Source organism: Rhizobacter sp. Root404, from assembly GCF_001425865.1.
GTDB lineage: Bacteria > Pseudomonadota > Gammaproteobacteria > Burkholderiales > Burkholderiaceae_C > LMDS01.
On the sequence record NZ_LMDS01000007.1, the window covers coordinates 31872 to 49710 of the forward strand.

Consider the following 17839-nt stretch of genomic DNA (forward strand, 5'->3'; position numbering starts at 1 on the left):
GGGCGCCCGCCTTGCGATGACTAGAATGCCCGCAGGACTTGCATCTGTGATTCCAATTCATCAATGCCGCGCCTCGACCTGAATCGCTCCGGCGAGATGGACGCCTTCGTCCAGGTGGTCGAGCGCGGCGGTTTCTCGGCGGCAGCGCGGCACCTGTGCATGACGCCGTCGGCCATCAGCAAGCTGATCGCGCGGCTCGAAGCGCGCCTGGCCACGCGGCTGCTGCACCGCTCGACCCGCAAGCTCACGCTGACGCCCGAGGGCCGCGAGTTCTACGAGCGCAGCACGCGCGTGCTCGCGGACATGGACGAGGCCGAGCGCCACGCTTCGGCCGGCGCCGCGCCGCGCGGGCGGGTCAGCGTAAACGCCAGCGTGTCGTTCGGCCAGCACGTGCTGATCCCGCTGGTGCCGCAGCTGCTGGCGCTGCACCCCGAGATCACGCTGGACATCGTGCTGACCGACCGCGTCGTCGACCTGATGGACGAGCGAACCGACATCGCGATCCGCTGGGGCCGCCTGCCGGCCTCCGACCTGATCGCGCGGCGCATCGGCGAGACCGGGCAGGCGATCGTCGCGTCGCCAGCGTACCTCGCACGCTGCGGCACGCCGAAGACGCCGGCCGACCTCGAATCGCACAACCGGCTCGGCTCGAACTACCGGCGCCAGGTGCCCGACTGGCCGCTGCGCGTCGACGGCCGGCTGACCGCGGTGCCGCTCGTCGGCAACGTGCGCGCCGGCGATGGCGAGACGCTTCGCCGACTGGTGCTGGAAGGCGTCGGCATCGGGCGGCTATCGCTGTATCACATCCGCGCCGATCTCGAGGCGGGCCGGCTGGTGCCGTTGCTCGGGGCCTTCAACCCGGGCGAGGTCGAGCCGATCCACGCGGTCTGCCTCGGCAAGGCCGGCCGGCTGCCGGCGCGGGTGCGTGCGGTGCTCGACTTCCTGGTCGCGAACGCGGGCGTGGAGGAGCCCGCGATCAGGCGCGGACGCGGCTCCGCAGGTGGGTCAGCGGCAGCGCGGCGCCGGCCTTGACCTCGCCGAGCGAGAAGCTGGTGTGCAGGTCCTTCACGTGCGGCAGGTGCAGCAGCGTGTCGCGCGAGAACTTCGAGAACGCGTCGAGGTCGGTCGCCATCACCTGCAATTCGAAGGTGCCCGAACCGGAAATGTAGTGACACGCGATCACCTCCGGGATGCGGCGGATCTTCTCCTCGAGCTCGCGGGTCGATGCGGCGTTGTTGCGGTCGGCGTCGATGCGCACGAACGCGAGCACGCCCAGGCCGATCTTGCGGCGATCGATCTCGGCCCGGTAGCCGGTGATGAAGCCCTGGTCCTCCAGCCACTTCACGCGGCGCCAGGTCGGCGCGGCGGACAGGCCGACCCGCGCCGCGAGCTCGGTGTTCGACAGCCGCGCGTCGTGCTGCAACTCGTGCAGGATCAGCAGGTCGTAGCGGTCGAGGTCGGCACCGTGTGCCTCTGCCGCCGGCGCCTCCAGGGCCGGGGGGGACTTACCCGAAGTCGGCTTTTTCAGCGCCATTTGCTTTCCCTTCGTCCAATCACCGCAAGATTATTGCTTGAACACCCCATTTCAGGACAAAGATAGAAAAGACACGCCGCGGGCGATTCCCTAAACTGTGCCTCGCGCACCCCGTCGCCACGAGCGGCGGCGCGTGCGCCCGAACGAACCCCGTCACTGCTGGAGTATCGAGAAGATGAACGCACCGCTGCCCGAGTCGATCCGCAAGGCCATCGAGACCGTGTCGCTCGACGACAAATACGCCCTCGAGAACGGCCGGGCCTTGATGAGTGGCGTGCAGGCGCTGGTGCGCCTGCCGATGCTGCAGAAGAAGCGTGACGCGTTCGCCGGGCTGAACACCGGCGGCTTCATCAGCGGCTACCGCGGCTCGCCGCTCGGCGGCTACGACCAGGCCCTGTGGCAGGCCAAGAAGCACCTGGCGGCGCAGAACATCCAGTTCGTGCCCGGCGTCAACGAGGAACTCGCGGCCACCGCCGTCTGGGGCTCGCAGCAGCTCGACCTGTACCCGCAGAGCAAGAAGTTCGATGGCGTGTTCGGCATCTGGTACGGCAAGGGCCCCGGTGTGGACCGCTGCTCCGACGTGTTCAAGCACGCCAACATGGCCGGCACGTCGAAGCACGGCGGCGTGATCGCGCTGGCCGGCGACGACCACATCGCGAAGAGTTCGACCGCGGCGCATCAAAGCGACCACATCTTCAAGGCCTGCGGCCTGCCGGTGTTCTTCCCGTCGAGCGTGCAGGACATCCTCGACATGGGGCTGCACGCGTTCGCGATGAGCCGCTTCGCGGGCGTGTGGTCGGGCATGAAGACGATCCAGGAGATCGTCGAATCGACCGCCAGCGTGTTCGTCGACCCGGACCGGGTCGACATCGTGCTCCCCGAGGACTTCCCGATGCCCGAGGGCGGCCTGCACATCCGCTGGCCGGACGCGCCGCTGGAGCAGGAAGCGCGTCTGATGGACCACAAGTGGTACGCGGCGCTGGCCTATGTGCGCGCCAACAAGCTGAACCACAACGTGATCAGCGGCCCGAACGACCGCTTCGGCCTGATCGCCAGCGGCAAGGCCTACAACGACACCCGCCAGGCGCTGCACGACCTGGGCCTGGACGACGCCGAGTGCCGGCGCCTGGGCATCCGGCTGCACAAGGTCAACGTCGTGTGGCCGCTGGAGGCGACGATCACGCGCGACTTCGCGCAGGGCCTGCAGGAGATCCTGGTCGTCGAGGAGAAGCGCCAGGTCATCGAGTACCAGCTGAAGGAAGAGCTCTACGGCTGGCGGCCCGACGTGCGCCCGAACGTGCTCGGCAAGTTCGACGAGGCCGAGGGCGACGACTCCGGCGGCGAGTGGAGCCGCCCGAACCCGAGCCAGAACTGGCTGCTGCGCGCGCAGGCCGACCTGACGCCCGCGATCATCGGCAAGGCGATCGCCAAGCGCCTGAAGAAGCTCGGCGTCGACATCGACACCGCCGCCCGCATGGACGCCCGCATCGCGCTGATCGAGGCCAAGGAGCGCTCGATGGTCGTGCAGGCGATCGACACCAGCGACCGCACGCCGTTCTTCTGCAGCGGCTGCCCGCACAACACCAGCACCCGCGTGCCCGAGGGCTCGCGCGCGGTCGCCGGCATCGGCTGCCACTACATGACGGTATGGATGGACCGCAGCACGACCACGTTCAGCCAGATGGGCGGCGAAGGCGTGTCGTGGGTCGGCCAGTCGGCGTTCACGACCGACAAGCACGTGTTCGCGAACCTCGGCGACGGCACCTACTACCACTCCGGGTTGCTGGCAGTGCGGCAGTCGATCGCCGCCAAGGTCAACATCACCTACAAGATCCTGTTCAACGACGCCGTCGCGATGACCGGCGGCCAGCCGGTCGACGGCACGCTGAAGGTGCCGGAGATGACCCGCGAGCTCGACGCCGAAGGCGCCGTCAAGATCGTCGTCGTCACCGACGAGCCCGAGAAGTACGAGGAGAGCGACATCGCCGCGCGCCTCGCGAAGGGCGTGACCGTGCACCACCGCGACGACCTCGACGCGATCCAGAAGCAGCTGCGCGAGATCGAGGGCTGCACGATCATCATCTACGACCAGACCTGCGCGACCGAAAAGCGCCGCCGCCGCAAGCGCGGCACGATGGTCGATCCGGCCAAGCGCGTCATCATCAACGAGCTGGTCTGCGAGGGCTGCGGCGACTGCTCGGTGCAATCGAACTGCCTGAGCGTCGAGCCGGTCGAGACCGAGTTCGGCCGCAAGCGCCGCATCAACCAGAACACCTGCAACAAGGACTACTCCTGCGTGAAGGGCTTCTGTCCGAGCTTCATCACCGTCGAAGGCGGGCAACTCAAAGGGAAGAAGAAGGACACGTCGCGGCCGAACCCGTTCACGCTGCCGCCGCTGCCCGAGCCCGCGCTGCCGCTGGCCGAGACGCCGTGGGGCATCGTCGTCGCCGGCGTCGGCGGCACCGGCGTGATCACGATCGGCCAGCTGCTCGGCATGGCCGCGCACCTCGAGGGCAAGGGCATCGTCACGCAGGACGCGGCCGGCCTGGCGCAGAAGGGCGGCGCGACCTGGAGCCACATCCAGATCGCGAACCGCGCCGACGCCATTCTGACCACCAAGGTCGGCACGGCCGAGGCCGACCTGGTGATCGGCTGCGACCCGATCGTCACCGCGAACAAGAGCACGCTGGTGGTGATGCGCGAAGGCCGCACGTACGTGGCTATGAACACCCACGGCACGCCGACCGCGGCGTTCGTGACCAACCCGAACTGGCAGTTCCCGGCCGCGAACTGCGACGCCGCGGTGGCGAACGCGGCCGGCGGCAACGTCGGCACGCTGGACGCCGATGCGCTCGCGGTGCAGCTGGTCGGCGACTCGCTGTACACGAATCCGCTGATGCTCGGCTACGCGTGGCAGAAGGGCAAGGTCCCGCTGTCGCACGCCGCGATGATGCGGGCGATCGAACTGAACAACGTCCAGGTCGAGAACAACAAGCTGGCATTCGAGTGGGGCCGGCGCGCGGCGCACGATCTCGCAGCGGTGCAAGCGCTGCTCAAGCCCACCAACGTGATCGAGTTCGTCAAGAGGACCACCAACCTCGACGACATGATCACGAAGCGCGTCGAGTTCCTGACGGCTTACCAGAACGCCGCGTACGCCCAGCAGTACAAGGCCTTCGTCGAGAAGGTCCGCGCCGCGGAAGCACCGCTGAACACGAAGAAGCTGAGCGAGGCCGTCGCCCGCTACCTGTTCAAGCTGATGGCCTACAAGGACGAGTACGAGGTCGCGCGCCTGCAAAGCGACCCGGCCTTCCTCGCGAAGATCGCCGCGCAGTTCGAAGGCGACTACACGCTGAACTACCACCTCGCGCCGCCGCTGACCGCGAAGAAGAACGCGGCCGGCGAATTGCAGAAATCGAAGTTCGGCCCGGCCATGCTGACCGGCTTCAAGTGGCTCGCGAAGTTGAAGGGCCTGCGCGGTACCGCGTTCGATGTGTTCGGGCGCACCGAGGAGCGCAAGACCGAGCGCGCGCTGATCGACGAGTACAAGGCGTCGATCGACGAGTTGCTCGGTTCGCTGAACGCCGGCAACCTCGCCCTCGCCACCGAGATCGCGCGCATTCCCGAAGACATCCGCGGCTATGGCCACGTGAAGGAGCGCCACCTCGCAGCCGCGCGCCCGAAGTGGGCCGCGCTGATGACCGAATGGCGCGCCGGCCGGCAGCAGCGCGCCGCTTGAGCGCGACCGCGGCACTGGGCGCGCTGGTGCTCTGCGGCGCCGCGTCCGTGGCGTTCGCGCAGGCGTCGGCGCCGGCTGCCGCCGCGCCGACCTGGACGCTCGATCCCACGCACACCTTCGTCCATTGGGAGGTCGTGCACATGGGCACCTCGACCATCCGCGGCCGCTTCGACAAGGCGGCCGGCAGCGTGCAGTTCGATCCGAAGGCGCAGCAGCTCGATGTGAGCATCGCGGTCGACACCGCCTCGGTCAGCAGCGGCGTCCCGATCCTGGATGCGTTGCTGAAGGGCCCGTCGATGCTCGACACCGCGGCGAACCCCCAGGCCTTTTTCGTCGCCCGCGGCGCGACCTTCGACGGCGACCGGCCGCGCGAATTGCGCGGCGAGTTCACGCTGCGCGGCGTCAGCCAGGCCCTGACGCTGCGCTCGCTGCGCTGGAACTGCGGCCTGAACCCGCTGTTCCGCCGCACCGTCTGCGGCGGCGACTTCGAAGCGCAGATCGTGCGCAGCAGCTTCGGCATCACGCACAGCCTGCCGTTCGTCGCCGACACCGTGCGGCTGGTCGTGCAGGTCGAGGCGATCTCCCCCTGATCAGCGTGGCCAGCGCCGGGCCGCTCCCAAGCGGCCACGCACCCGCCCCGTGGGTGGTGCGGTACCCGCGCCGGGTGCTCCGTCTGCCACCCCCGGCTTGCGGGGCGGAGTATCCCTAGCCTGCCGCGCAGCGTCGGCGGCTATAACCGCACACCGGCCCGCCGAGGCCAGTGCACGCGCGTTCGCGCGTCGGCGACAACAACCCGCAGGAGACTTTCAGAATGAACTTCCGCCTTTCAAGGACGTCCGCCATGTTCGTCGCGCTGGGCCTGGCCCCCGCCCTGGCGCTGGCCGCCGGCGTCGCCGTCCGCTTCGACGTGTCCGACCCGGCCGCCAGCCCGTTCCCGAGCGACCGCTTCACGCAGCCCGACTTCACGAACAACACGCTCAAGCGCGTGGCGCTGCCCAAGCCCAACTGCGCGGTGCGCGTGTCCGACTGCGCCGACATCGACGTGATCAACACGCTCGACGGCTTCAACACCCAGCCGCGCATCACGATCCCGTTCACCGGCAGCATCGACATCGCCTCGGTCAACAGCAACACCGTCTACCTCGTGAACCTGGGCGACGCGCTCAGCGGTGCGGGCGCAGGCCACAAGGTCGGCATCAACCAGATCCAGTGGGACAGCGCCGCGAAGACGCTGGTGGTCGAATCCGACGAGTTGCTCGAAGAGCATTCGCGCTACCTGCTGGTCGTGACCGACGGCGTGCGCGACGCCGCCGGTGACCCGGTCGAGGCCGGCGACTTCGGCCGTTTCCGCCATGACCTGAACTACGGCCAGACCAAGGACCGCGCGCTCGCCGACTACCGCAAGACGCTGCTCGATGCCGCGAACGCCTCGGGCGCGCCGCGCCAGCAGGCCGTCGCGCTCAGCGTGTTCACGACCCAGAGCATCAGCGCCGACCTGCTGAAGATCCGTGCCCAGATTCAGGCCGCGACGCCGGCGCGCGCGAACTTCATGATCGGCAACGGCGGCGCGGTGCGCGCCGTGTTCCCGGTCGCGGGGCTGCAGGGCATCCAGTGGCAGCAGCAGACCGGCACCGCACCGTCGTTCACCGCGTCCTTCGTGCCGACGCCGGCGCTGCAGGTCTATCCCGGCGCGGTCGCGAGCGTGGCGTTCGCCAAGTTCCGCTCGGCCGACTACACCAACGCCGCGAAAGTGATCCCGGTGACCGGCACGATGACCGGGGTGCCCCAGCCGCAGGGCGTCAACGACCTGGTGATGGAAGTGTTCCTGCCGAGCGGCCCGCGCCCGGTGGGCGGCTGGCCGGTCGCGATCTTCGGCCATGGCTTCACCGACAGCATGTACGGCGCGCCGTGGACCGTCGCGTCGACCTTCGCGCACTACGGCATCGCCACCGTCGCGATCAGCGTCGCCGGCCATGGCGGCGGCGCGCAGGGCGTGCTGAACGTGCTGCCGACCGCCGGCGCACCGGTGGTCGTGCCCTCGGGCGGGCGCGGCGTCGACCAGGACGGCAACGGCAAGATCGACTCGACCGAAGGCGTCGGCGCGGTCGGGGCGCTGTCGATCGTCTCCAGCCGCGACGGCCTGCGCCAGACCGTGGCCGACCTGATGCAGCTGGTGCGGCAGATCCAGGTCGGCGTCGATGTCGACGGCGACGGCGCGGCCGATCTCGATGCAAACCGCATCTACTACGCCGGCCAGTCGTTCGGCGGCATCTACGGCACGATCTTCCTCGGCGTCGAAGGGGCGGTGAAGGCCGGCGTGCCGAACGTGCCGGGCGGTTCGATCACCGAGGTCGCACGACTCGGCGCCTTCCGCGTGCTGACCGGCCTGGCGCTCGCGACGCGCCAGCCGCAATTGCTGAACCTGGCGCCGACCGCACAGCTGCCGGTGCCGTACAACTTCAACGAGAACATCCCGCTGCGCAACCTGGGGCCGTCGATCAACGCGGTGCCGGGCGCCAGTGCGATCCAGGAGGTGCTGGAGCGCAACGAGTGGGTGCAGCAGGCCGGCAACCCGGTCTCCTACGCCGCGGCGATCCGCAAGCAGCCGTACGCCGGCAACGCGCCGAAGCCGGTGATCCTGCAATTCGCCAAGGGCGACGGCACGGTGCCCAACCCGACGACGACCGCGATCGTCCGCGCCGGCGCGCTGGCCGACCGCACGCTGCTGTTCCGCAACGACCTGGCCTATGCGGCGACCGGCGGCGCGATCCCGAAGAACCCGCACACCTTCCTGACGAACATCGGCTCGGCGGCCGGTGCGCCGTTCGCGGTGGCGGCGCAGACGCAGATCGCGCTGTTCTTCCAGTCCTTTGGCGCGCTGACGATCGACCCGGACGGTGCGAGCCCGATCTTCGAGATGCCGATCGTGCCGCCGCTGCCGGAGACGCTGAACTACCTGCCGTAAGCGGCGGGCACGCACCGGCCCGTCGGTGGCCGGTGCAGCCTGTCGCACCGCCGGCGCAGGCCATCGCAGTGCGGTCGCCCGCGGCCGGCGGGCCGCCTACAGTGCGGGCCATTGCACCCTTGCGCCCCGGCCCGCTCCCATGTCCGATTTCGCCACCACCGTCGCCAGCACCTGGAAGACCGTTTCCGCCACTGCGGTCCGGCTGTTCCACCAATACGGCAACTGGCTGGTCGGCATCAGCTGGTGGCGCTTCGGCGCCTTCGCGCTGCTGCTGCTGATCCTGACCAGCATCCTGCAGAAGCTGCCGCCGTTCCGCACCTCGTGGAGCGAGATCGTCGAGGAGATCCCGACGGTCACGGTGCCGCCGATCCCGCCGATCCCGCCGATCAAGGTGCCGAAGATCCGCATCGAATCCCCGACCACGCCGTCCAATCCGGCCAGCGGTGGCCAGGACGACGACGTGCTGATCTCGATCGACGGCAAGGGCGTGCGGATCACGTCGCGCAGCGCACCGGCGGCGGCATCGGCGCCCGCATCGGGCGCGGCGAGCGCGGCCAGCCCGGCCCCGGACCCGGCGTCGGCGGCATCGACCGCCGCCGATGCCGGCAGCTCGATCCAGATCGCGCTGCCCGGCGCGACCCGCGAGACGATCCGCGAGGCGGTGCGGGCCGCCCGCGAGGCGGCGCGCGAGGCCACCCAGGAGGCGCGCCAGCAGGCCGAAGAGGCCCGCCGCGAGGCGCAGGAGGCGATCGAGGAGGCGCAACGCGATGCCGAGGAGGCACGCCGCGAAGCCCAGGAGGCGCGCAAGGTCAAGCGCACCCGGGTCGTCCACCTCGGCGATTCGCTGACCGACCTGGCGTTCTTCTGGATCGTCGCCTCCGCGCTGCTGAAGATCACCTACAAGGGCCGCATGCAGGCCGAGGTCAAGGCCGCCGAGGCGACCGAGACCGCCGAATCCGAGCAGCTCAAGCGCCAGGTCGTCGAGGCGCGGATGGCGGCGATGCAGGCGCAGGTCGAGCCGCATTTCCTGTTCAACACGCTGGCCAGCATCGACCACCTGATCGAGACCGATCCACCGCGCGCGAGCCAGATGCAGAAGAACCTGATCGCGCTGCTGCGGGCCTCGATGCCGACGATGCGCGAGAACCACCCGACCGCCCACAACCTCGGCCGCGAGATGGCGGTGATCCGGCCCTACCTCGAGATCCTGAAGGTGCGGATGGAGGACCGGCTGCAGACCGAGATCGCGGTGCCGGACGGGCTGCTGTCCGCCGACTTCCCGTCGATGATGATCCAGAGCCTGGTCGAGAACGCGATCAAGCACGGCCTCGAGCCGAAGGCCGAGGGCGGCAAACTCACGGTGCGGGCCGAGATCGTCCACGGCAAGCTCGCGGTGACGGTGGCCGACACCGGCCTGGGCTTCGGCCGCGCCGCGACCGCCGGCACCGGCGTGGGCCTGAACAACATCCGCGAGCGGTTGCAACTGCTTTACGGCAGCAAGGCCTCGATGACGGTCGCAGAGAACAGCCCGAGCGGCACCGTCGTGACGCTGACCGTGCCGTACCAGGCCCAGACCCGTGAAGGAGAGTCCGCATGATGCTCACGCTGTTGGTGCTGCTGATCGTCGCGTTCGTGATTCCGCTGGCGGTCCTGCTGCCGCTGGTGATCGCCGCGGTGGTCGTGGTGGCCGTGCTGCTGGTCGTGGCCGGCGTGCTCGTGACGGTGTTCTCGCCGCTGATCCTGCTGGCGCTGTGCATCTGGCTGCTCGTGAAGCTCGTGCGCGGCAGCCCGCGCAGCCGCACGCCGGCGGGCGCTACGATGGCTGGATGAACACCACGCCGAACCCTTCACCGACGCGCGCCCCGCGTGCGCTGATCGCCGACGACGAACGCCTGATGCGCGAGCAGCTGCGCGCGCGCCTGGCCGAGGTCTGGCCCGAACTCGAGATCGTCGCCGAGGCCAAGAACGGGCTGGAGGCGGTGTCGATGACCGAGTCGGAGCACCCCGACCTGGTGTTTCTCGACATCCGCATGCCGGGCATGACCGGCGTCGAGGCGGCGCGGGCCATCGCGCAGTTGCCGGTCGACGAGGAGGGCGAGGGCTGGCCCGGCTGCGAGATCGTCTTCATCACCGCGTACGACCAGTACGCGATCGAGGCGTTCGAGCAGGGCGTGGTCGACTATGTGCTCAAGCCCGCCGAGCGCGAGCGCCTGACGGTCACGGTCGAGCGCATCCGCAAGCGTCTGGCGCAGCGCGCCAGCGGCAACCCCGCCACCGACGATCCGCCGCCGGCGATGCAGCAGCTGCTGCAGAAGCTGGCCGCGAAGATGGACCCGGCGAAGGCGCCGACGCTGCGCTGGATCCAGGCGACGGTCGGCCAGAACATCCAGATGATCCCGGTCGACGAGGTGCTGTTCTTCATCTCCGACGAGAAGTACACCCGCGTGCAGACCGCGACGATCGAAGCGCTGATTCGCAAGCCGATCAAGGAACTGATCGAGGAGCTGGACGCCGACATGTTCTGGCAGATCCACCGCTCGACGCTGGTCAACACCAAATTCATTGCCGGCGTCAGCCGCGACCTGCGCGGGCGTCAGCTGGTCGCGGTGAAGGGGCACCCCGAGAAGCTCGAGGTGAGTCGCAGCTTCACCGGGTTGTTCAAGGGGATGTAGCCGGTCGCAGGGCCGCCGCGATGCACCCCTGTGCGACCCAGTAGGTCGCGAGGATCCACAACGACGCCAGCGGCAGCGCCGACGCGAACTTGTTGATCGCGAGCAGGCTGTCGGAGACCATGAACAGCGCTCCGCCGAGCGCGGCCGAGCGCGCGAACGCCGCGTCGGCCGAGCCCCGGGCGACACTGCTGCGCCACCACGCGCCCGCCTGCGCCGCCATCGTCGCCAGGCACACGACGTAGGCCACGACCGGCGCGCGCAAGGCGGTCGGGATGCCCGGCCACAGCTGCGTGAGGATCAGCGCCGCGACGCCGCCGTATACCGCGAACACCACCGGTCGCGCCGCGAGCCGCAGCGGCACGCAGAACGCCGCGATGTAGGCCAGGTGCGCGAGCAGGAAGGCGACCAGGCCGGGCAGGAAGCCCTCCTTCGGCCACAGCAAGGCCACGTCGCCCGCGAGCGACAGCACCAGCCCGACGAGCACGAGCCGGCGCTGCTTCGGTGCGTCGGCCCCGCGCGGCCAGGCGTACGCGATGACCAGGGCGGTCGTCAGCGGCTTCAGCACGAACAGCCAGGACGGCGGCAGCGTGCCCAGCGCCGCGAGGATCGCGCCGATGCCGCTCGCGAGCGCGAGCCCCGCCAGCGTCGGCAGCGCTCGCGCCGGCGTCATGCGCGGGCCTTCGCCGGCAGCTTCGTTCGTCGTCCTCATCAAGTTCGGGGCTCCTCGCGCCGCGATTGTGCGTCCGTCGCGCGGGCCCCGATCCTGCTGCTTGCGGGGTGACCCCGGTTCCATGGGTGCGGGTGGTCGCAGACGGTGACAACCGCGACCTGCGTGGTCGGTTGTGTAACCGGCGCGCGCCAGGATTCAAGCTCTTCGAAAGCAGTTGAAACGATGAATTCAGCTCAAGACACGATGCTGCGCCGCTTCGGTATCGCACTGACCTGGCGCCGGACCAGCGCACTGCTCGGCACCGCGGTATTGCTCAGTGCGTGCGGCGGCGGCAGCACCGGCGACGCGGGCAGCACCGACAGCACGCTCGCCGCCGGCACGACCGACCAGGAAGCGCTGAAGAAGCGTGCACCGGCGCCGTCTCCCGCGCCGTCCCCCGCGCCGGCACCTGCCCCGGGCCCCGCTCCCGCCCCCGCCCGCGCGATGACGACCGCCGATGCGGTGCGCCTCGCGGCCCAGGCGAGCTTTGGCCCGACCGAGGCGCTGGTCGCGTCGATCAGGAGCCAGGGCGCGCAGGCGTGGCTCACCGCGCAGCTGGCCTCGAGTGCATCCCGCTACAGCGGCGGCAATGGTGGCGAGGTGCACCAGTACACCGGCAGCGGCGACTTCTGCGACGGCAAGGGCAGCAACTGCTGGCGCGACTGGTCATCGACCGAGCCGCTGCTCTGGGACTTCTACCGCAACGCCGTCAACCAGCCCGATCAGCTGCGCCAGCGCGTCGCGTTCGCGTTGCAACAGATCGTGGTGATCAACAACCTCGAGGTCAGCGGCACCTACGGCTTCCGCCTCTACTACAACAACCTGCTCGACAACGCCTTCGGCAACTACCGCCAGGTGCTGACGAAGGTGGCGCTGTCGCCGGTGATGGGCGACTTCCTGAACAACGCGAACAACGACAAGGCCGCGCCGAACGAGAACTTCGCGCGCGAGCTGCTGCAGCTGTTCAGCGTCGGCACCTGCGAACTGAACGCCGACGGCAGCCTCAAGGGCGGCGTTTGCACCGCCACCTACGGCAACGGCACGGTGCGCTCGTATGCCTACGCGATGACCGGCTGGACCTACCCGGCCGGCGGCGCCACGGCGTGGGGCTGCTGGCCCAAGGGCCTGAACTGCCGCTACTACGGCGGCGACATGGTGCCGGTCGCGAGCTTCCACGACACGGCCGAGCGCAAGCTGCTGTCCGGCATCACCGTCGCCGCCGGCACGGCCGCCGCGCCCGCGCTCGAAGCGGTGCTCGACAGCCTGATGGCGCACCCCAACATCGGCCCCTTCATCGGCAAGCAGCTGATCCAGCACCTCGTCGCGAGCAACCCGTCGCCGGCCTACGTGGGCCGCGTCGCCGCAGCGTTCAACGCCGGCAAGTACGGCAGCGTCGGGACCGGCGTGAAGGGCGACCTTGCCGCCACCGTCAGCGCTGTACTGCTCGACGCCGAAGCGCGCAGCGCGACCCCCGCCCGCAACGCCGGTCGCCTGCGCGAGCCGGCGCTGATGTTCGCGGGCGTGCTGCGCGCGCTGAACGGCCAGACCGACGGTCATGCGCTGAGCTGGTGGTGGGGCGCCAGCCTGCGCCAGCATGTGTTCCGCCCGCCGTCGGTGTTCAATTTCTACCCGCCGGATTACCCGGTGCCCGGCACCGCGCTGGTCGGTCCGGAATTCGGCGTCCACAGCGCCAACGCCGCGCTCGAGCGCCTGAACTACCTGACCTACCTGCTCGACTGGGGCGGCTCGCCACCGGAGGCGGACGTGCCGAACGCGGTCGGCAACAAGGTCGATCTCAACGCCTTCACGACCAGCGCGGCCGACGCTGCGGGGCTGGTCGACCGGCTCTCGGTGCTCGCCACCGGCGCGCCGCTGCCGGCCGCGCCGCGCGACAAGGTGATCGCCGCCGTCGCCTGGTGGACCGATCAGAACGACCCGACGAACTGGAAGACGAACCGGGTCAAGGCCGCCGCCTACCTCGTGTTCGGCTCGCCCAACTACCAGGTGATGCGCTGAGATGAAGACCACCTCCACGACCCCGACCACGACCCGCCGCCGCTGGCTGCTCGGCAGCGGCGCCACGCTCGCCAGCGCGCTCGGCGCCGGCACACTCGCCAACCTGATGCACGCGCGCCCGGCCTACGCCGCCGACTACAAGGCGCTGGTCTGCATCTTCCTGTACGGCGGCAACGACGGCATGAACATGATCGTGCCGACCGACACCGCCCGCTACGACCAGTACGCGACGGTCCGCAAGGGCCTGGCGATCCCGAAGGCCAGCCTGGTGCCGCTGGCCGGCGTGAACTACGCGCTGCATCCGGCGATGTCCGCGCTCGCTGGCGCGTGGAGCGCCGGGCGCCTGGCGCCGGTGTTCAACGTCGGCCCGTTGGTGCAGCCGCTGACCAAGGCCCAGTACCGGGCCGCGGCGGCCAACTCCGAGGTGCTGCCGGACAGCCTGTTCTCGCACTCCGATCAGCAGATCCTGTGGGAATCCGGCACCGGCGACGCGCTGGCCCGCACCGGCTGGGGCGGGCGCGCGTCGGAGACGCTGGCCACGGTCAACCCCGTGATCTCGGTCGCCGGCAGCGCGCGCTTCGGCCTGTCGACCTTGCAGACGCCGCTGCTGCTGCCCGGCCCGGGATCGACCTTCGGCGCCTACGGCCTGCAACCCGGCGACACCTGGGCGCCGCAGCTCGCCCGCAAGGCCGCGATCGACGCGCTCTATGCCGCTCCGCAGGACGTGGCGCTGGCCGACGCCTACACCGCCGCGCAACGCGACGCGTTCGCGATGTCGGCCCGCCTCGGCGCACTGGTCAAGACGAAGCCCGGTGACCCGGAGGCGATCGCCGCGATCGACACCGCGTTCGCGCCGATCACCGCGGCCGGCAAGATCACCAGCGGCCTGGGCAACCAGCTCTACCAGCTCGCCAAGCTGATCGCCGGCAACGCCACCGTGCAGGGCAACCGGCAGCTCTTCTTCGCGTCGATGGGCGGCTTCGACACCCACGGCAACCAGCTCGTCACCGGCAGCCCGCTGGAAGGCGACCACGCCCGGCTGCTGAAGGAACTGGGCGACGCGCTGGCCGCCTTCAACGCCGCGCTGACCAACCTGGGCCTGGCCAACGCGGTCACGACCTTCACGCAGAGCGATTTCGGCCGCACGTTCGCGCCGAACAACAGCACCGGCACCGACCACGCCTGGGGCAACCAGCACCTGGTGATGGGGGGCGCGGTCAGGGGCGGGCTGACCTACGGCAGCTACCCGGAACTGGTGCTCGGCGGGCCGAACGACGTCGGCCAGGAGGCGTGGGAGCTGCAGGGCCGCTGGATCCCGACCACCGCGGTCGACCAGTACGCCGCCACGCTGCTCGGCTGGTTCGGCGCCACCGACGCCCAGCTGGACACGGTGCTGCCGAACCTGAAGAACTTCGGGACGGCCCGGCGGCTGGCGTTCCTCTGAGGCCGCCGGCGCGCGACACCCAAATAGTTAACGGATGAATTCACATTTCCCTCAAGCGCCCGGGGGTCCGGCCGAAGACGGTTGACCGCGAGCTGCCATCGCCCCTGACGGCCGGCTCGCGGGCGGCGCTCGACGCGCCGCGACTGCAACCGGGCACCAGGCGATGACTTCTTTCCCCCAGGGCAACGATCCAGCGAGCGCCATGCCGGGCACCGCCGTGCCCTCGATCAGCGCGGTGCACGGCCGCCGCCAGGCCGTCCTGCTCGCGCTGGCGCTGGTGCCGATGTTCGCGCTCTGGTGGTCCCCGGTGCGCCTGCCCGACGTCTGGGGCGGCCTGACCTACATCCAGTGGCACACCCTGCTCGAGCTCAGCTCGATGCTGGTCTGCGGCGCGATCGCCGCGGTCGCGTGGAACGCCCGCGAGCTCGAGGTGCCGCGCAGCGTCAACGTGCTCGGCAGCGCCTGCGGGGGCGCGCTGCTGCTCGACCTGGCCCACACGCTGTCGTTCCCCGGCATGCCCGATCTGGCCGGCGTCAACGACGCAACCCGCGCGGCCGCGCTGTTCATGGCCGGCCGGCTGCTGATCGCGGCGGCGATGCTGTGCGTCGCGGCGCTGCCCTGGCGCGCCGACGACCAGCCGCGCTGGACGCGGCACGCACCGCTGGCGGTCGTGGCCTACGTGCTGATCGTGCTCGGCTGGGTGTTCGGCTGGCGCGAGAGCCTGCCGGCGCTGGTGATCGAAGGCCAGTCGCTGACCTTCCTGAAGCATGCCGGCGAGGGCGTGCTGGTCGCGATGTTCCTCATTGCCGCGGCGCTCTTGGTGCGTCGCACCACGGCCGCCGCGCCGCCGCCGTTCGACGTGCCCTCGCTGCTGTGCGCCGCCGCGCTGATGGCCATCGGCGAAGCGGTGTTCACGATGTTCACGCGGCTGAGCGACCTCGCGCTGGTCGCGGGCCACCTTTACAAGGTCGCGGGCTTCTGGATGGTCTACCGCACCATCGTCGCCGACAGCATCCGCTCGCCCTACCAGCGCCTGCTCGACTCGCGCCACCGCCTGCGCCACAGCGAGGAAGAGCTGCGCACGATCACCGACAACATCCCGGCGATGGTCGCATTCGTCGACAACGAGCAGCGCTACCAGTTCGTCAACCGCAACTACCAGCGCTGGCTCGGCAAGTCGCCCGAGCAGATGCTCGGCCGCACCGCGCTCGAGATCTTCGGCGAGGAGCACTACAGCATCCTGCGCCCGCACATCGAGCGCGCGCTCGCGGGCCAGACCTTCGCGATCGACCACCGGGTGACCGGCACCGAGCTCTCGCGCGGCCGCTGGTTCAACATCATGTACATGCCGAAGGTGCGCGCCGACGGTGGCGTCAGCGGCGTCTACATCCTGACCAGCGACGTGACCGACGTGATGGTCGCCGAGCGCCGCGCGCTGTTCCTGGCCGAGCACGACGAGCTGACGACGCTGCCGAACCGCGCGACCTTCCAGTTCGCGGTCGGCAAGGCGCTCGACCACAGCACGCGCGATTCGAGCCAGTTCGCGGTCATCTTCGTCGACGTCGACCGCTTCAAGGTCATCAACGACACGCTCGGCCATGCCGCCGGCGATCACCTGTTGCAGGAACTCGCGAGCCGCATGAAGCACGTGGTGCGCGGCCGCGACCTCGTCGCCCGCATGGGTGGCGACGAGATGTGCCTGTTGCTGCACGACGTGCGCGACGCGTCCCATGCGGCCGAGATCGCCGAACGCATCCTCGGCGCGCTGCGCGTGCCGGTGGAACTGCGCAGCGGCATCCAGCACCACGTCACCGTGTCGGCCGGTATCGCGGTGTTCCCGCAGGACGGGACCGACGTCGAGACGCTGCTGCGCCACGCCGACATCGCGATGTACCGCGCCAAGGCCGCGGGCCGCGACGGCTTTGCGCTGTTCGGCGCGCACGACGGCGGGCCGGCCGAAGCGCGCCTGAACCTCGAACTCGAACTGCGCACCGCGATCGACCTCGGCCAGCTCGTGCTGCACTACCAGCCCCGCGTCGACGTGATCACCGGCCGCCCGGCCGGCATGGAAGCGCTGGTGCGCTGGCAGCACCCGGAGCGCGGCCTGCTGGCGCCCGGGCACTTCATCGACATCGCCGAAGAGACCGGCCTGATCGTGCCGATGGGCGCGTGGGTGATGCGCCAGGCCGCCGCCGCGCTGCGACGGCTGCACGAGTCCGGCGCGACCGGCCTGACGATGTCGGTCAACGTCAGCGCGCGCCAGTTCAAGAACCCGCGGCTGGTCGACGAGGTCGCCGAGATGCTGGCGATCGCCGGCTGCGCGCCGCACCAGATCGAGCTCGAACTGACCGAGAGCGCGGTGATGGACCAGCCCGACGCGGCCGAGGCGACCATGCGCCGGCTCAAGGCGATCGGCGTGCGACTGGCGATGGACGATTTCGGCACCGGCTACTCGTCGCTGGCGGCGCTCAAGCGCTTCCCGGTCGACTGCGTGAAGATCGATCGCTCGTTCGTCAATGACATCCCCGCCGACAGCGACGACGCCGCGCTGACCCGCGCCATCATCGCGATGGGCCACTCGCTCGGCCTGCATGTCGTCGCCGAGGGCGTCGAGCGGCGCGACCAGCTCGACTTCCTGCGCCGCGAGGGCTGCGACGAATACCAGGGCTACCTGTTCGGCAAGCCGATGCCCGAAGCGGCGCTGGTCGCGCTGCTGGCCCAGACGATGCGCCCCGTCCTGGTGGCGGTGAGCTGAGGCCC

Annotated in this window: 12 protein-coding genes; 10 read left to right on the top strand and 2 right to left on the bottom strand. The window is 70.0% G+C overall.

The window, feature by feature from the left end; all coding sequences use genetic code 11:
* Positions 1 to 63: 63 nt before the first annotated feature.
* Complete coding sequence (locus tag ASC76_RS22500) at positions 64 to 1032, top strand: LysR family transcriptional regulator (RefSeq protein ID WP_082549398.1); 969 nt, start codon at positions 64 to 66, stop codon at positions 1030 to 1032.
* Here the strand turns inward: ASC76_RS22500 and ASC76_RS22505 are convergent.
* Positions 977 to 1534 (bottom strand): Lrp/AsnC family transcriptional regulator, encoded by a 558-nt coding sequence (locus tag ASC76_RS22505; RefSeq protein ID WP_082549399.1) that lies wholly within the window; start codon positions 1532 to 1534, stop codon positions 977 to 979. The two genes, ASC76_RS22500 and ASC76_RS22505, sit on opposite strands and share 56 nt — an antisense overlap.
* Positions 1535 to 1709: 175 nt before the next feature.
* On the opposite strand from ASC76_RS22505, the gene ASC76_RS22510 reads away from it, so the two are divergent.
* From ASC76_RS22510 to ASC76_RS22535, 6 genes are all read left to right on the top strand, one after another.
* Positions 1710 to 5273, top strand: a complete 3564-nt coding sequence (locus ASC76_RS22510; protein WP_056472287.1) for an indolepyruvate ferredoxin oxidoreductase family protein — start codon at positions 1710 to 1712, stop codon at positions 5271 to 5273.
* The gene (locus ASC76_RS22515) at positions 5270 to 5863 is read left to right on the top strand and encodes a YceI family protein (RefSeq protein ID WP_235580561.1); all 594 of its coding nucleotides are present in this window, start codon (positions 5270 to 5272) and stop codon (positions 5861 to 5863) included. Before ASC76_RS22510 ends, ASC76_RS22515 begins: the two co-directional genes overlap by 4 nt.
* A 221-nt stretch (positions 5864 to 6084) precedes the next feature.
* The gene (locus tag ASC76_RS22520; RefSeq protein ID WP_056472291.1) at positions 6085 to 8238 is read left to right on the top strand and encodes an Ig-like domain-containing protein; all 2154 of its coding nucleotides are present in this window, start codon (positions 6085 to 6087) and stop codon (positions 8236 to 8238) included.
* A gap of 139 nt (positions 8239 to 8377) precedes the next feature.
* Entirely contained in the window at positions 8378 to 9835 is a 1458-nt protein-coding gene (locus tag ASC76_RS22525; RefSeq protein WP_056472295.1) for a sensor histidine kinase, read from the top strand.
* Positions 9832 to 10068: a hypothetical protein gene (locus tag ASC76_RS22530; RefSeq protein ID WP_056472298.1), complete on the top strand. Its 237-nt coding sequence runs from the start codon at positions 9832 to 9834 to the stop codon at positions 10066 to 10068. The genes ASC76_RS22525 and ASC76_RS22530 overlap by 4 nt, the downstream gene beginning before the upstream one ends.
* Positions 10065 to 10910: a LytTR family DNA-binding domain-containing protein gene (locus ASC76_RS22535; RefSeq protein WP_056472302.1), complete on the top strand. Its 846-nt coding sequence runs from the start codon at positions 10065 to 10067 to the stop codon at positions 10908 to 10910. The genes ASC76_RS22530 and ASC76_RS22535 overlap by 4 nt, the downstream gene beginning before the upstream one ends.
* Here the strand turns inward: ASC76_RS22535 and ASC76_RS22540 are convergent.
* Positions 10897 to 11619 carry a lysoplasmalogenase gene (locus tag ASC76_RS22540; protein WP_056472305.1) on the bottom strand — a complete coding sequence of 241 codons (723 nt, stop codon included), beginning with the start codon at positions 11617 to 11619 and terminating at the stop codon, positions 10897 to 10899. The two genes, ASC76_RS22535 and ASC76_RS22540, sit on opposite strands and share 14 nt — an antisense overlap.
* Positions 11620 to 11802: 183 nt before the next feature.
* Here ASC76_RS22540 and ASC76_RS22545 point away from each other — a divergent pair, with 183 nt between their 5' ends.
* The 3 genes from ASC76_RS22545 (at position 11803) to ASC76_RS22555 (ending at position 17834) form a co-directional block, all read left to right on the top strand.
* Positions 11803 to 13635: a DUF1800 family protein gene (locus ASC76_RS22545; protein WP_056472308.1), complete on the top strand. Its 1833-nt coding sequence runs from the start codon at positions 11803 to 11805 to the stop codon at positions 13633 to 13635.
* A gap of 1 nt (position 13636) precedes the next feature.
* Positions 13637 to 15079: a DUF1501 domain-containing protein gene (locus ASC76_RS22550; RefSeq protein ID WP_056472311.1), complete on the top strand. Its 1443-nt coding sequence runs from the start codon at positions 13637 to 13639 to the stop codon at positions 15077 to 15079.
* Between the two features lie 202 nt (positions 15080 to 15281).
* Positions 15282 to 17834: an EAL domain-containing protein gene (locus tag ASC76_RS22555; protein ID WP_056472314.1), complete on the top strand. Its 2553-nt coding sequence runs from the start codon at positions 15282 to 15284 to the stop codon at positions 17832 to 17834.
* The last annotated feature ends 5 nt before the right edge of the window (positions 17835 to 17839 follow it).